We start from the raw sequence: 15,217 nt of genomic DNA on the forward strand, positions 1-15,217 counted from the left end.
ATGTCTTTCGTTTTGCGTAATGCGTGAGTCTTGACGCTGCCCATCAGTCCAACGGCACCAGCCATTGCTTCGACGAGCGCACCAATTGGTCGGTCAGCAACCCCAATAACTGACCGCCATTACGCCAATGATGCCAGTACAGCGGCACATCGATGGGCTTATCTGGCAAAAGCTCCACCAACAGGCCTCGTTCCAGTTGCTCGCGCACCTGTAATTCAGGCACCAGTCCCCAGCCAAGCCCCGCTTCTGTGAGGCGGATAAAGCCTTCGGACGACGGGCATAAATGGTGTTCGAAACCGCCATCCACGCCGAGGGACGCAAGGTAGCGATGCTGTAGGAAGTCGTCGGGACCGAAGACCAGCGCCGGGGTTTTCGATAGCTGATCGGCGCGCACACCTTGCGCAAAATGCCGGGCAATAAAGGCGGGACTGGCCAGCGCTCGATAGCGCATCGCACCCAGCAACACGCTACGCGCGCCAGCCACCGGACGTTCGCTGGCACAGACGCAAGCCGCCACTTCACCGGCGCGCATGCGTTTGAGGCCGACGGTCTGATCCTCCACCACCAGATCGAGCAACAGATGTTGCTCCGCGCAAAAGGCCCCCACCGCCTCCGCCCACCAGGTGGCGAGGCTGTCGGCATTCAGGGCGATACGCAGACGTTCCGGCAGCCCTTCTTCGTCGAGCGCCGGTACCAGCGTTTGCAAGTCACGCTCGAGCAAACGCACCTGCTGCACATGGTTGAGCAACCGACGGCCAATGTCCGTCGGGGCGGGCGGTGTGACCCGCACCAGCACTGGTTGACCGACCCGCGCCTCAAGCAATTTGATGCGTTGGGAGATGGCCGATTGCGACAAGCCAAGCACCTGCGCGGCACGTTCGAAACCGGCCTGCTCGACGACGGCGGCCAAGGCAGACAGCAATTTATAGTCGAACATCAGTTTTCCTAATGAGCGATCAGCATGATTGGTTTTTCTTATACAGCTTAGCAGCGGAGAATGCCCGACAAGAACTCTTGAACAAGGAATACCGACATGGCTGGCGAAACGTCATTGGCCACTCTTTTGCGCAGCATGAGCCCCCAACTCAACGCTGGCGATTACGTGTTCTGCACCCTGCGCGACGGCAAGCTGCCGGCGGACCTTGAGATCGTCGGCAGCTTTCGCGAACAGGAAGGTCTGACGGTGATTCTCGAGCGCTCCCATGCCGAGAAGGCCGGTTTCAGTTTCGATTACATCGCCGCGTGGATCACCTTGAACGTGCATTCGGCCCTCGAAGCCGTCGGCCTGACCGCCGCCTTCGCGACGGCACTGGGCAACGCCGGCATCAGCTGCAATGTGATCGCCGGTTACTACCACGACCACCTATTCGTCGGTCAGTCCCACGCCCAACGCGCAATGCAAGTGCTGCGCGATCTGGCAGCCAACGCGGAGTAAACAGCTTATGTGGCAAAGTTATGTAAATGGCCTGTTAGTGGCCGCCGGGCTGATCATGGCGATCGGCACTCAGAATGCATTTGTGCTCGCTCAAAGCCTTCGGCGCGAACATCACCTGCCGGTGGCAGCGCTCTGTGTGACGTGCGATGCATTATTGGTCGCCGCCGGCGTATTCGGCCTGGCGACGGTGCTGGCGCAAAACCCGACCTTGCTGGCCGTTGCCCGTTGGGGCGGCGCCGTCTTTCTGATCTGGTATGGCAGTCAGGCGTTGCGTAGGGCCTGTTCGAAGCAAAGTTTGCAGCAAGGTGAGCACCAGACCGTACGCTCACTGCGAGCGGTGATGCTCAGCGCCCTGGCCGTGACGCTGCTCAACCCGCACGTCTATCTGGACACGGTGCTGCTGATCGGCTCCCTCGGCGCCCAACAAACCGAGCCCGGCGCCTATGTCGTCGGCGCGGCCAGCGCATCGTTGCTGTGGTTTTTCACTCTGGCGCTGGGTGCTGCCTGGTTGGCGCCATGGCTGGCGCGGCCGAGTACCTGGCGAATCCTCGATTTGCTGGTGGCGGTGATGATGTTCACTGTGGCCTTTCAATTAATCACCACACCCTGATTATTCCAAAAGGCTCTGGAACCTCTATTCCACACAGTTGTTGCGTGGTTATGCCGCCACCCCGGTGCTATGATCCGGTCCGATGCGCCGCAAAGAGTACAAACTCCCCGGCGCTTGTCTGGCCGCCCGTGATCGGCCTTGCGCTCACCGCAACTGATCTGATTAGGAGAATCATCATGGCTTTCGAATTGCCGCCGCTGCCTTACGCACACGATGCCCTGCAGCCGCACATTTCCAAGGAAACTCTGGAATACCACCACGACAAGCACCACAACACCTATGTCGTGAACCTGAACAACCTGGTGCCAGGCACCGAGTTCGAAGGCAAGACCCTGGAACAAATCGTCAAGACTTCCTCGGGTGGCATCTTCAACAACGCCGCTCAAGTCTGGAACCACACGTTCTACTGGAACTGCATGGCGCCAAACGCCGGCGGTCAACCAACCGGCGCGCTTGGCGACGCCATCAACGCAACCTTCGGTTCGTTCGACAAGTTCAAGGAAGAGTTCAGCAAGACGTCCATCGGCACCTTCGGTTCCGGTTGGGGCTGGCTGGTGAAAAAGGCTGACGGTTCCCTGGCCCTGGCCAGCACCATCGGCGCCGGCAACCCGCTGACCAACGGCGACACCCCGCTGCTGACCTGCGACGTCTGGGAACACGCTTACTACATCGACTACCGCAACGTTCGTCCAAAGTATGTCGAAGCGTTCTGGAACCTGGTCAACTGGAAATTCGTGGCTGAGCAGTTCGAAGGCAAAACCTTCACCGCTTAAGATCGACGCCACTCAAAAAACCCGGCTTTTGCCGTGATGTCGAATTGTAGGAGCGAGCTTGCTCGCGATGGTCGTTAACGATAACGCGTGTTTACTGGCTAAACGCAGCGTTCTTGAGTCCATCGCGAGCAAGCTCGCTCCTACATAGAGCATCACAGCGTTAGCCGGGTTTTTTATCGCGTCGAGAAAGTGCCTACTTTTTCAGCAGGCAATAAAAAACCCGCTGACGAATCAGCGGGTTTTTCATGACGGCAGCAGGATCAGAAATCTTCCAACCGCCACACCTCGTAAGCCGGGGTCTCGTAGGGATGACTCGCTTTCAGAGCCATCACCACCGAACGAATCAACTCATCCGCCACCACCAGCTCAACTTTCCATTCCTCAACCTGCTCGACCTGCCCCGCTTCGCCAATGAACGGCTGACTGCCGTCCAATGGCCGAAACTGACCTCGCCCAAGCACCTGCCACGCGCAGTGATCATAAGCCCCGATTCGCCCACCACCGGCAGCGAACACGGCACTTTTGACCACCTCTATATGACTGTCCGGAACAAAAAAACTGAGCTTGTACACGGCGCTTAGTTCACCCACACGCGAGCATTACGGAACATACGCATCCAAGGTGCGTCTTCGTTCCAGTCTTCCGAACGCCACGAGTTCTGCACCGCGCGGAACACACGCTCCGGGTGCGGCATCATGATGGTCACGCGACCGTCACGGCTGGTCAGCCCGGTGATCCCGCGCGGCGAGCCGTTCGGGTTGGCCGGGTATTGCTCGGTGACCTTGCCATGGTTGTCGACGAAACGCATGGCCACGCAACCCGACAGATCGGCTTCCAGCAACGCTTCTTCGCTGGCGAACTCGGCATGACCTTCGCCGTGAGCGATGGCGATCGGCATGCGCGAACCGGCCATGCCCTGCAGGAAGATCGAGTTCGATTCCTGGACCTGAACCATCGCCACGCGCGCTTCGAACTGTTCGGAACGGTTACGCACGAAGTGCGGCCAGAACTCGCTGCCCGGGATCAGTTCGTGCAGGTTGGACATCATCTGGCAACCGTTGCACACGCCGAGGGTGAAGCTGTCGTTACGTTCGAAGAAGCCCTGGAACGCATCGCGAGCACGGCTGTTGAACAGCGCGGACTTGGCCCAGCCTTCACCGGCACCCAAGACGTCGCCGTAGGAGAAACCGCCGCACGCCACCAGGCCTTTGAACTCGTTCAGGTCGACACGGCCGGCCAGAATGTCGCTCATGTGCACGTCGATCGCGTTGAAACCGGCACGGTCGAACGCGGCCGCCATTTCCACCTGACCGTTGACGCCTTGCTCACGCAGTACGGCAACTTGTGGGCGAATGCCTTTCTTGATGTAAGGCGCAGCGACGTCCTGGTTCACGTCGTAACTCAGCTTGACGCTCAGGCCCGGGTTGTCTTCTTCCAGCAACACGTCGAACTCTTGCTCGGCGCAGTCGGCGTTATCACGCAGACGCTGGATCTGGTAGCTGGTTTCAGCCCACTGACGTTGCAGCAGACGGCGCTGACCTTCGAACACGGTTTCGCCGTTGAAGGTGATGTTGATCTGGCCGTTGTTCATCGGCTGACCGATCACCGACACACAGTCGCCCAAACCGGCAGCGCTGAACTGCGCGAGGATGTCCGGTGTGGCGTCCTGACGAACCTGAATCACCGCACCCAGTTCTTCGTTGAACAGGATCGCAGCGATGTCGGCGGACGTTTCTGCCAGACCGTCGAGGTTCAGGCTCAGACCGCAGTGGCCGGCAAACGCCATTTCCACCACGCTGGTCAGCAGACCGCCGTCGGAACGGTCGTGGTAAGCCAGCAGGTGACCATCGGCGTTGAGGCCCTGGATCACCGCGAAGAAGGCTTTCAGGTCTTCGGCGTCATCGACGTCCGGCGCTTGCGAGCCCAGCTTGCCGTGAACCTGAGCGAGAATCGAGGCGCCCATGCGGTTCTGACCACGGCCCAGATCGATCAGGATCAGGTCGGTGGTGCCTTTGTTCATGCGCAATTCCGGCGTCAGGGTCTGACGGATGTCAGCCACTGGTGCAAAACCGGTCACGATCAGGGACATCGGCGACGTCACGGTCTTGTCGACGCCTTCATCATTCCAGCGCGTGGCCATGGACATCGAGTCCTTGCCCACTGGAATGGTGATGCCCAGATCAGGACACAGCTCCATGCCGACCGCTTTCACGGTGTCATACAGACGCGCGTCTTCACCCGGGTGCCCGGCAGCGGACATCCAGTTGGCCGACAGTTTGATGTCGGAGATCTTGTTGATACGCGAAGCGGCGATGTTGGTCAGGGTTTCGCCGATGGCCATGCGGCCCGACGCCGGAGCGTCCAGCAGTGCCAGCGGAGTCCGCTCGCCCATGGCCATGGCTTCACCGGTGTAAACGTCGAAGCTGGTGGCGGTGACGGCAACGTCAGCCACCGGAACCTGCCACGGGCCGACCATTTGGTCACGGGCCACGAGGCCGGTGATGGTGCGGTCGCCGATGGTGATCAGGAAGCTTTTGCTGGCCACGGCCGGGTGATGCAGGACACGCTCGACGCAGTCGGCAATTTCCAGCGTGCCTGGATCGAAGTCATCGCCCAGTTCGTTTTCACGAACGGCCGAACGGTGCATGCGTGGCGCTTTGCCCAGCAGCACTTCGAGTGGCATGTCCACCGGGCTGTTGCCGAAGTGGCTGTCGGTGACAGTCAGTTGCGGCTCGGCAGTGGCTTCACCGACGACAGCAAACGGGCAACGCTCACGTTCGCAGATCGCCTGGAAGCGGTCGAAGTCAGCCGGGCCCACTGCCAGAACATAACGTTCCTGGGATTCGTTACTCCAGATTTCGTGCGGGGCCATGCCCGGCTCGTCGTTTGGAATGTTGCGCAGTTCGAAGCGACCGCCACGGTTGCCGTCGTTGACCAGTTCAGGGAAGGCGTTGGACAGACCGCCCGCACCGACGTCGTGGATGAAGCTGATCGGGTTGTGTTCACCCAACTGCCAGCAACGGTCGATGACTTCCTGGCAGCGACGTTCCATCTCAGGGTTTTCGCGCTGTACGGAAGCGAAGTCCAGGTCTGCCGAGCTGGTGCCGGTGGCCATGGAGGAAGCTGCACCACCGCCCAGACCGATCAGCATCGCCGGGCCGCCGAGCACGATCAGCTTGGAGCCAACGGTGATCTCGCCTTTCTGTACGTGTTCGGCACGGATGTTACCCATGCCGCCGGCCAGCATGATCGGCTTGTGGTAACCGCGAACTTCCTCGCCACGCGGGGTGGTGATCGACTGTTCGAAGGTACGGAAATAACCGGTCAGGGCCGGACGACCGAATTCGTTGTTGAACGCGGCGCCACCCAATGGGCCTTCGATCATGATGTCCAGCGCGGTGACGATGCGCTCCGGCTTGCCGTAGGGCACTTCCCACGGCTGTTCGAAGCCCGGGATTTGCAGGTTGGACACGGTGAAACCGGTCAGGCCAGCCTTTGGCTTGGCGCCACGACCGGTAGCGCCTTCGTCGCGAATCTCGCCACCGGAACCGGTGGATGCGCCCGGGAACGGGGCGATCGCGGTCGGGTGGTTGTGCGTTTCAACTTTCATCAGGATGTGCACCGGTTCCTGCACCGCGCCGTACTGGCGGGTTTCAGGGTCCGGGAAGAAACGGCCGGCAACGTTGCCGACGATCACCGATGCGTTGTCCTTGTAAGCCGACAGAACGCCTTCGCTGTGCATCACGTAGGTGTTCTTGATCATGCCGAACAGGCTTTTTTCCTGGCTCTGACCATCGATATCCCAACTGGCGTTGAAGATCTTGTGACGGCAGTGCTCGGAGTTCGCCTGGGCGAACATCATCAGTTCGATGTCATGCGGGTTGCGCTTCAAGCCGACGAAGGCGTTGACCAGGTAGTCGATTTCGTCTTCGGCCAGGGCCAGGCCCAGCTCGGTGTTGGCTTTTTCCAGCGCGGCGCGGCCGCCACCCAGCACGTCGATCGCGGTCAGTGGCTTGGGTTCGGCGTGGCTGAACAGGCCGGCAGCCTGTTCAAGGTTACCGAGGACGATCTGGGTCATGCGGTCGTGCAAAGCATCGGAAATCAGCTGTGCTTCGGCGTCGCTGAACTGGCCGGCCACGTAGAACGCGATGCCGCGCTCCAGGCGCTGGATCTTGCTCAGGCCGCAGTTGCGAGCGATGTCGCTGGCTTTACTGGACCATGGCGAGATAGTGCCAAACCGTGGCAACACCAGGAACAGACGACCGGTCGGCTCTTGAACTGGAACACTTGGGCCGTACTTCAGAAGGCGCGCAAGCACCTGCTGTTCGTCGCCGGTCAGGACGCCGGTAACTTCGGCGAAGTGAGCGAATTCAGCATACAAGCCGCTGACAGCCGGGACCTTCTGGCTCAGTTGCTCAAGGAGTTTGCTGTGGCGAAAGGCAGAAAGGGCAGGAGCGCCGCGCAGGATCAACATCTTCGGGACAGCCTCGGGAAGGGGTGTGCTTTGAGGCCGTGCATTCTAGCCTAAACCGCCCGCGACAGCACCCGAAACGGTAAGCGCGGCTATCTCCGAACGTCGGGCCGGGGATTTGGGCGCCAATCAACGGTTCGCCGCGGGTTATTTTTACACTCATATATTGCCGTTTGAGCCCATTCCTGTGGGCTCCAAGCGTGTTTTTCGCCCTCTAGCAGACAAGCCCTTCGCTGTCGAGATATGGCGCTCGTGGTCCTTTGCGTATACTGCGCAGATGTTTTCCCCAACGGCTTTGCGTCCGCGGTACGCCAAATGGCTGATCGCAACCGGACTCTTCCTGATGCTCAGTGGCTGTGTTGATAAACCCAACACGCTGGAGCGCGTAAAGGAGGATGGCGTGCTGCGGGTGATTACCCGCAACAGCCCCGCCACCTACTTTCAGGATCGCAACGGTGAAACCGGCTTCGAATACGAGCTGGTGAAGCGCTTCGCCGAAGATCTGGGGGTCGAACTCAAAATCGAAACTGCCGACAACCTCGACGACCTGTTCAGTCAGGTGGGCAAACCCAACGGCCCGGTACTGGCGGCCGCCGGCCTGGTCAGCAGCGAAGCACGCAAAAAGCAGGTACGGTTTTCCCACCCCTACCTGGAAGTCACCCCGCAGATCATCTACCGCAACGGCCAGTCACGGCCCACCGACGCGGGTGACCTGGTTGGCAAAAAGATCATGGTGCTCAAGGGCAGCACCCACGCCCAACAATTGGCGGCGCTGAAAAAGAAATACCCCGGCATTGAATACGAAGAGTCCGACGCGGTTGAAGTCGTCGACCTGCTGCGCATGGTCGATGAAGGCCAGATCGATCTGACCCTGGTCGACTCCAACGAAGTCGCAATGAACCAGGTCTATTTCACCAACATACGGGTCGCCTTTGACCTCGGTGACGCCAGCAACCAGAGCTGGGCCGTGGCAGCCGGGGATGACAACAGCCTGCTCAACGAGATCAACGCCTACCTCGACAAGGTGAAGAGCAATGGCACCCTGCAACGCTTGAAGGACCGCTATTACGGCCACGTCGATGTGCTCGGTTACATGGGGGCGACCACCTTCGCCCAGCACTTGCAGCAACGGCTGCCCAAGTACGAACAGCACTTCAAGGACTACGCCAAGAAAGAACAGGTCGACTGGCGACTGCTGGCGGCGATCGGTTATCAGGAGTCACTGTGGCAGCCGGCCGTCACGTCGAAGACCGGCGTGCGCGGTTTGATGATGCTGACCCAGAACACTGCGCAGGCCATGGGCGTATCCAATCGACTCGACCCGAAACAAAGCATCATGGGTGGTGCCAAGTACTTGGTTTATATGAAGGATCAGCTCGATGAGTCGATCCAGGAGCCGGATCGAACCTGGTTTGCACTGGCGGCCTACAACGTCGGCAGCGGTCACCTGGATGACGCGCGCAAACTGGCGGCGAAGGAAGGGCTGAACCCGGACAAGTGGCTGGACGTGAAGAAAATCCTGCCACGCCTGTCAGAGAAGAAATGGTACAGCAAGACGCGCTATGGCTATGCCCGAGGCGGCGAGCCGGTGCATTTTGTGGCGAACATCCGTCGCTACTACGACATCCTGACGTGGGTGACGCAGCCACAGCTTGAGGGCAATCAGGTGGCTGAAGGCAACCTGCATGTGCCCGGGATCGACAAGTCCAAGCCGGCTCAGGAACCTGCGCCGCTTTAACGCCTTACACCAATCAAAAATGTGGGAGCGAGCTTGCTCGCGATAGCGGTCTGACAGTCACCATTTATGCCGACTGGAAGGACCTCATCGCGAGCAAGCTCGCTCCCACAGTGCTTTGTGTTTGGTTTTAAGCTTTGGCGGCAGCCAGGATCAGCGCTTTCATCTCCGATACTGCCGACTTGAAGCCCACGAACAACGCATGGGCCACCAGCGCATGGCCGATGTTCAGTTCATTGATACCTTTGATCGCCGCGACCGCTTCGACGTTGTGGTAATGCAAACCGTGACCGGCGTTGACGATCAAGCCTTGTGCCAAACCAAACGCCACGCCATCGGCCACACGCTTCAGCTCTTCAGCCACTTCCGTCGGCGTCTGGGCATCGGCGTAACGACCGGTGTGCAGCTCGATGGCGGGGGCACCAACGCGTTTGGAGGCTGCAATCTGCCGTTCGTCGGCATCGATGAACAGCGACACTTCACAGCCGATTTTCGCCAGGCGATCCACCGCCGCTTTGATCCGAGCTTCCTGCCCCGCGACATCCAGGCCGCCTTCGGTGGTCAGTTCTTGACGGGTTTCCGGTACCAGGCAAATGTGTGCCGGGCGGATACGCTCGGCGAACGCCATCATTTCTTCGGTGACGCCCATTTCGAAGTTCATGCGGGTTTGCAGCACGTCCTTGAGCAGCAACACGTCGCGCTCCTGGATATGCCGACGGTCTTCGCGCAGATGCACGGTGATGCCGTCAGCGCCCGCCTCTTCCGCGTCCAGTGCTGCCTTGACCGGATCCGGATAGCGAGTGCCCCGGGCCTGACGCAGGGTAGCAACATGATCGATGTTCACGCCAAGAAGAATGCGATTGCTGGTGCTCACGGAAGCGCTCCTGAAGAGGGAAAAGTTCGGTGCACAGCATACACAAGGAGATGGGGTCTGTTGATCCTATGGCTTTCGAAACAACTCTCGGGAAACCAGCGGACGACCGCCCAAATGAACGGCCAGTGCCTGACGCATCAAGCGCTTGGCGGCGGACAGCGCGCCTGGGGCGGACCAGTCGGCCTCGGCCATGGCCAGCAGTTCGGTACCGTTGAACAGACCGGGTTGCAGCAGATAGACCCGTTCCAGACCCGCATCCACTTGCAAACGATAAAGACCGTCCGGTGCGATCGGCTCGCCGTGGATGTCGGCGGTCAGCGCGAAGCCGTACCCGAGATCATTCAGCAGGCGCCATTCGAACGAACGCAGCAACGGCTCAAGCGCACGACCCTCGGCCAGGGCGAGCAAGGTCGCGGCGTAGTGATCGAATACACCAGGATGGGGGTCTTCGGAGGGCAACAGACGAATCAACAGTTCATTGAGGTAGAGGCCGCTGAACAGTGCCTCACCGATGAGCCAGGTCGAAACGCCGGCGCTTTCCATGCGTCCGACATTCTTCAGCTCTCCCCGCCCGCGGAACTCGACTTCCAGCGGCACGAATGGCCGCGCCAACGTCCCGGCCTTGCCCCGCGCACTGCGCAACACCGCCCGCAGCCGACCTTGCGGCGTGAGGAAATCCACCAACGCGCTGTTTTCGCGGTAGGCGCGGGAGTGGAGGACGTAGGCGGGTTGGCCGAGGGGTGGGGTTGGGGACATGGGCTTCTCGCCAAGGTGTAGGAGCGAGCTTGCTCGCGATGGTGGATAACGATAACGCGGGCTTTCTGAATGAATGCGGCGCTCTCAAGTCCATCGCGAGCAAGCTCGCTCCTACAGGGGGTCCTGCGGTGTATTACAGGTCGCCGTAACCCAGCGAACGCAGGGCGCGTTCGTCGTCAGACCAGCCGCCCTTAACCTTGACCCAGAGGTTAAGCATGATCTTGGAGTCGAACAGCAGCTCCATGTCCTTGCGTGCCTCGGTGCCGATGCGCTTGATCCGCTCGCCCTTGTCACCAATGATGATTTTCTTCTGGCCGTCACGCTCGACGAGGATCAAGGCATGGATATGCAGGGTTTTGCCCTGCTGCTTGAACTCTTCGATTTCCACGGTGATCTGGTACGGCAGCTCGGCGCCCATCTGACGCATGATTTTCTCACGCACCAGCTCGGCGGCGAGGAAGCGGCTGCTGCGGTCGGTGATCTGGTCTTCGGGGAAGAAGTGATCGTTTTCCGGCAGGTAACCGGCAATCACGCGCTCCAGCGTTTCGAGGTTGTGCCCGTGCTGGGCCGAGATCGGCATGATCTGCGCATTCGGCAGCTGTTCCTGCAACCAGGTCAGGTGCGGCATCAATTCGGCTTTGTCTTCGATGCGGTCAGTCTTGTTCAACGCCACGATCAACGGGCCGGTCACGTATTGAACGCGCTCGAGGACCATCTGGTCTTCGTCGGTCCACTTGGTGCGGTCAACCACGAAGATCACCACGTCGACGTCTTTCAACGCTGCCGAAGCGGTCTTGTTCATGTAGCGGTTCAACGCCTTTTCGCCGCCCTTGTGCATGCCCGGGGTGTCGACGTAGATCGCCTGCACGGCGCCTTCGGTCTTGATACCCAGCATGTTGTGGCGAGTGGTCTGAGGCTTGCGCGAGGTGATCGCGAGCTTCTGACCGAGGATGTGGTTCAGCAGCGTGGACTTGCCCACGTTTGGACGGCCGACGATGGCGACATAGCCACAGCGAGTTGCAGTTGAATCAGTCATGGCCATTCTCCACGCCCAGGGCAATGAGTGCTGCGGCGGCCGCTACCTGTTCGGCAATACGACGACTCACACCCTGACCTCGGCTTTTTTCATTCAGTAAGGTGATTTCACATTCGACGAAGAACGTCCGGCAATGCGGTTCACCCTGGATATCCACCACTTCGTAACGCGGCAGCTCACAACCCCGGGACTGCAGGAATTCCTGCAGGCGGGTTTTTGGATCTTTGTTGGTGTCGACCAGCGTCAGCCCTTCGAACTCACCGGCCAGCCAGGCCAGCACGCGTTCGCGCGCCATGTCCATGCCGGCGTCCAGGTAGATCGCACCAATCAGTGCTTCCAGGGCATCGGCCAGAATTGACTCGCGACGGAAACCGCCGCTTTTCAATTCGCCGGACCCCAGGCGCAGGTATTCGCCCAGATCGAAACCCCGGGCCAGTACGGCCAGGGTCTCGCCTTTTACCAGGCGTGCGCGCAATCGCGACAGCTGCCCCTCGCGGGCCAGCGGGAAGCGGTCGAACAGCGCCTCGCCAGCGACGAAGTTGAGGATGGCGTCGCCGAGGAACTCCAGGCGTTCGTTGTTGCGCCCGGCAAAACTGCGGTGCGTCAGGGCCAGGACCATCAGCTCCTGATCCTTGAAGGTGTAGCCGAGCTGACGCTCTAGACGGCTTAAGGAGACGCTCACGGTTTACCCACGCTGAGTTCGTGGCTGGATTCCACCGCCATCGCCGTGATGCGGCGCAGGCTTGGGACAATTAACGCTGTGTTCAAAAATAACGTCCTGAATATCATTGGCTTCATGCTTTGGGTGCCGATTGTGTCGACTCCAGAAAAGCATTCGGCGCTGTGTTCAACAGCGCCGTGGGTGATTACTTGATCAGGCCAACCCGCGAGAAATTCGGCAGGTGACTGAGTTTAGGTTCCGGCCAGCTCATCCAGACTGCGAAGGCCTTGCCGACGATATTCTTGTCGGGAACCATGCCCAGCAGATCCTTGGGAATACTTGGATCATCCCAATAGCGACTGTCGTTCGAGTTGTCGCGGTTGTCGCCCATCATGAAGTAGTGCCCGGCGGGCACGGTCCACGAATGATCCGGTGTCGCGCGATAGCGGCTCATTTCCTTGCGGATCAGATGCTCGGCGGCACCGAGTTTTTCCTTGTAGAGCTCAGCGCTGCCCAACGTGCCCGGCTCGGCGCCGATCATTTGTTCGGCAATCGATTCACCGTTGACGAACAGACGCTTGTCGGCGGTGTAACGAATCTGGTCACCCGGCAGGCCCACCACACGCTTGATGTAGTTGACGCTCGGATCGCTCGGGTAGCGGAACACCATCACATCGCCGCGCTGTGGCTCACCGACTTCGATGACTTTCTTGTCGATCACCGGTAAGCGAATCCCGTAGGAAAACTTGCTCACCAAAATGAAGTCGCCAACTTCCAGGGTCGGTTTCATCGAGCCGGATGGAATCTGGAACGGTTCCACCAGGAACGAACGCAGTACCAACACGATGAACAGCACCGGAAAGAACGACTTGCCGTATTCGACCAGCAGCGGCTCTTTGTTCAGTTTCTCGACCACCACCCCATCAGGCTGGCTGACGCTGCCTTGATAGGAGGCAATGGCAGCACGCCGACGCGGCGCCAGGAAAAGCAGATCGAGCAACGCCAACAGGCCGCAGACGAACACGGCGATGACCAGCAACAGCGGGAAATTTAGTGACATAGGACCTAACTATCCAACCTGAGCACTGCAAGGAAGGCTTCTTGTGGAATTTCCACGTTACCGACTTGCTTCATGCGTTTTTTACCGGCCTTTTGCTTTTCCAACAGCTTGCGCTTACGGCTAACGTCACCGCCGTAGCATTTGGCCAATACGTTCTTTCTGAGTGCCTTGACGGAAGTCCGCGCAATGATCTGCCCGCCAATGGCGGCCTGGATCGCAACGTCGAACATCTGCCGTGGAATCAGTTCTTTCATCTTCTCGGTCAACTGGCGACCTTTATAGTGCGCATTGTCACGATGCACGATCAACGCCAAGGCGTCGACTTTGTCACCGTTGATCAGCACATCCAGTTTCACCAGACTAGCCGATTGATAACGGTCGAAATGGTAATCCAGCGAAGCATAGCCACGGCTGGTGGATTTCAGGCGATCGAAGAAGTCCAAAACCACTTCGTTCATCGGCAAATCATAGGTCACCTGGACCTGAGTACCGAGGAACAGCATGTCGTGCTGCACGCCACGCTTTTCGATACACAGCGTAATGACGTTACCCAGGTGCTCTTGCGGCACAAGAATATTGGCCCGCACGATCGGTTCGCGCATGTCTTCGATCGAAGACAGGTCCGGAAGCTTCGACGGGTTGTCGACGTAAATCGTTTCACCGGTTTTCAGCAACAGCTCGAAAATAACGGTTGGCGCCGTGGTAATCAGGTCTAGGTCGTACTCGCGCTCCAGGCGCTCCTGGATGATTTCCATGTGCAGCATGCCGAGGAACCCGCAACGGAAGCCGAAACCCAGGGCGTCAGAACTTTCCGGGGTGTACTGCAGGGACGAGTCGTTGAGCGTGAGCTTTTGCAGGGCTTCACGGAAATCTTCGAAGTCGTCGGAGCTGACCGGGAACAGTCCGGCGTATACCTGCGGCTGAATGCGTTTGAAGCCCGGCAGCACATCGACGTCTGGCGTCGAGCTCAAGGTCAGGGTGTCGCCTACTGGCGCACCGTGAATGTCCTTGATGCTGGCAATGATGAAGCCTACTTCACCGGCCTTCAGGTCAACAGTCGGGGTGTGTTTCGGGTTGAAGACACCGACGCTGTCCACCAGGTGGATCTTGCCGGTGGATTTGACCAGGATCTTGTCGCCCTTCTTCACACGACCGTGGCGCACGCGTACCAGGGAGACAACGCCCAGGTAGTTGTCGAACCAGGAGTCGATGATCAACGCTTGCAGCGGATCTTCGATGTTGCCGGTCGGTGCAGGAATGGTGGTGACAAGACGCTCGAGCACTTCGTCGACGCCCAGACCGGTCTTGGCACTGCACTCGACCGCATCGGTGGCATCGATGCCGATGATTTTTTCGATTTCTTCTTTAACGCGCTCTGGATCGGCCTGTGGCAAGTCGATCTTGTTCAGGACCGGCATGACTTCCAGGCCCTGCTCGATGGCGGTGTAGCAGTTGGCAACCGACTGCGCTTCAACGCCCTGACCGGCATCGACCACCAGCAACGCGCCTTCACAGGCCGCCAGCGAGCGGCTGACCTCATAGGTGAAGTCGACGTGGCCCGGGGTGTCAATGAAGTTCAGTTGGTACTTGATGCCATCGCGAGCGGTGTAATACAGGGTGACGCTGTGGGCCTTGATGGTGATCCCGCGTTCACGTTCCAGGTCCATGGAGTCCAGAACCTGGGCTTCCATTTCGCGCTCGGCAAGGCCGCCGCACATCTGGATGAAGCGATCGGCCAGCGTCGACTTGCCATGGTCAATGTGGGCGATGATGGAGAAATTGCGGATATGACTCAAATCACTCACG

The 15,217-nt window shown here is 59.4% G+C and carries 13 protein-coding genes; 4 read left to right on the forward strand and 9 right to left on the reverse strand.

Features of this window, described 5'->3' with window-relative positions:
* Positions 1-43: 43 nt before the first annotated feature.
* On the reverse strand, positions 44-937 hold the full coding sequence (locus AC1MDT_RS16425) for a LysR family transcriptional regulator ArgP (RefSeq protein ID WP_480418119.1): 894 nt from the start codon (positions 935-937) through the stop codon (positions 44-46).
* 96 nt (positions 938-1,033) lie between these two features.
* Here AC1MDT_RS16425 and AC1MDT_RS16430 point away from each other — a divergent pair, with 96 nt between their 5' ends.
* The 3 genes from AC1MDT_RS16430 (at position 1,034) to AC1MDT_RS16440 (ending at position 2,818) form a co-directional block, all read left to right on the forward strand.
* A complete protein-coding gene (locus AC1MDT_RS16430) occupies positions 1,034-1,435 on the forward strand; it encodes an ACT domain-containing protein (RefSeq protein ID WP_480418120.1) in 402 nt (133 codons plus the stop codon).
* Between the two features lie 7 nt (positions 1,436-1,442).
* A complete protein-coding gene (locus AC1MDT_RS16435; RefSeq protein ID WP_201120376.1) occupies positions 1,443-2,045 on the forward strand; it encodes a LysE/ArgO family amino acid transporter in 603 nt (200 codons plus the stop codon).
* A gap of 176 nt (positions 2,046-2,221) precedes the next feature.
* A complete protein-coding gene (locus AC1MDT_RS16440) occupies positions 2,222-2,818 on the forward strand; it encodes a superoxide dismutase (RefSeq protein ID WP_480418121.1) in 597 nt (198 codons plus the stop codon).
* Between the two features lie 260 nt (positions 2,819-3,078).
* Here AC1MDT_RS16440 and AC1MDT_RS16445 read toward each other — a convergent pair whose 3' ends face one another.
* Together AC1MDT_RS16445 and purL are read right to left on the reverse strand one after the other, a co-directional pair.
* Positions 3,079-3,390 carry an NGG1p interacting factor NIF3 gene (locus tag AC1MDT_RS16445; RefSeq protein WP_480418122.1) on the reverse strand — a complete coding sequence of 104 codons (312 nt, stop codon included), beginning with the start codon at positions 3,388-3,390 and terminating at the stop codon, positions 3,079-3,081.
* 5 nt (positions 3,391-3,395) lie between these two features.
* Complete coding sequence (gene purL, locus AC1MDT_RS16450) at positions 3,396-7,292, reverse strand: phosphoribosylformylglycinamidine synthase (RefSeq protein ID WP_480418123.1); 3,897 nt, start codon at positions 7,290-7,292, stop codon at positions 3,396-3,398.
* Between the two features lie 274 nt (positions 7,293-7,566).
* On the opposite strand from purL, the gene mltF reads away from it, so the two are divergent.
* Positions 7,567-9,027, forward strand: coding sequence for a membrane-bound lytic murein transglycosylase MltF (mltF, locus tag AC1MDT_RS16455; protein ID WP_480418124.1), 1,461 nt, complete (start codon positions 7,567-7,569; stop codon positions 9,025-9,027).
* 127 nt (positions 9,028-9,154) lie between these two features.
* On the opposite strand, the gene pdxJ is transcribed toward mltF, so the two are convergent.
* From pdxJ to lepA, 6 genes are all read right to left on the reverse strand, one after another.
* A complete protein-coding gene (pdxJ, locus tag AC1MDT_RS16460) occupies positions 9,155-9,898 on the reverse strand; it encodes a pyridoxine 5'-phosphate synthase (RefSeq protein ID WP_480418125.1) in 744 nt (247 codons plus the stop codon).
* 66 nt (positions 9,899-9,964) lie between these two features.
* Positions 9,965-10,654, reverse strand: coding sequence for a DNA repair protein RecO (gene recO / locus AC1MDT_RS16465; protein ID WP_480418126.1), 690 nt, complete (start codon positions 10,652-10,654; stop codon positions 9,965-9,967).
* 133 nt (positions 10,655-10,787) lie between these two features.
* The gene (gene era / locus AC1MDT_RS16470) at positions 10,788-11,690 is read right to left on the reverse strand and encodes a GTPase Era (RefSeq protein WP_008151577.1); all 903 of its coding nucleotides are present in this window, start codon (positions 11,688-11,690) and stop codon (positions 10,788-10,790) included.
* Positions 11,683-12,372: a ribonuclease III gene (rnc, locus tag AC1MDT_RS16475; protein ID WP_033053426.1), complete on the reverse strand. Its 690-nt coding sequence runs from the start codon at positions 12,370-12,372 to the stop codon at positions 11,683-11,685. Before rnc ends, era begins: the two co-directional genes overlap by 8 nt.
* 184 nt (positions 12,373-12,556) lie before the next feature.
* On the reverse strand, positions 12,557-13,411 hold the full coding sequence (gene lepB, locus AC1MDT_RS16480) for a signal peptidase I (RefSeq protein WP_480418127.1): 855 nt from the start codon (positions 13,409-13,411) through the stop codon (positions 12,557-12,559).
* 5 nt (positions 13,412-13,416) lie between these two features.
* Positions 13,417-15,216 (reverse strand): translation elongation factor 4, encoded by a 1,800-nt coding sequence (gene lepA, locus AC1MDT_RS16485; RefSeq protein ID WP_480418128.1) that lies wholly within the window; start codon positions 15,214-15,216, stop codon positions 13,417-13,419.
* Position 15,217 lies beyond the last annotated feature (1 nt).

Source organism: Pseudomonas sp. ASL7 (assembly GCF_056680375.1).

Excerpts from the sequence above, each read along its gene's own strand:
- lepB (WP_480418127.1), bottom strand. The coding sequence starts at position 13,411 with ATGTCACTAAATTTCCCGCTGTTGCTGGTCATCGCCGTGTTCGTCTGC.
- AC1MDT_RS16440 (WP_480418121.1), top strand. The coding sequence starts at position 2,222 with ATGGCTTTCGAATTGCCGCCGCTGCCTTACGCACACGATGCCCTGCAG.
- AC1MDT_RS16435 (WP_201120376.1), top strand. The coding sequence starts at position 1,443 with ATGTGGCAAAGTTATGTAAATGGCCTGTTAGTGGCCGCCGGGCTGATC.
- recO (WP_480418126.1), bottom strand. The coding sequence starts at position 10,654 with ATGTCCCCAACCCCACCCCTCGGCCAACCCGCCTACGTCCTCCACTCC.
- era (WP_008151577.1), bottom strand. The coding sequence starts at position 11,690 with ATGACTGATTCAACTGCAACTCGCTGTGGCTATGTCGCCATCGTCGGC.
- mltF (WP_480418124.1), top strand. The coding sequence starts at position 7,567 with ATGTTTTCCCCAACGGCTTTGCGTCCGCGGTACGCCAAATGGCTGATC.
- AC1MDT_RS16430 (WP_480418120.1), top strand. The coding sequence starts at position 1,034 with ATGGCTGGCGAAACGTCATTGGCCACTCTTTTGCGCAGCATGAGCCCC.
- AC1MDT_RS16425 (WP_480418119.1), bottom strand. The coding sequence starts at position 937 with ATGTTCGACTATAAATTGCTGTCTGCCTTGGCCGCCGTCGTCGAGCAG.
- purL (WP_480418123.1), bottom strand. The coding sequence starts at position 7,292 with ATGTTGATCCTGCGCGGCGCTCCTGCCCTTTCTGCCTTTCGCCACAGC.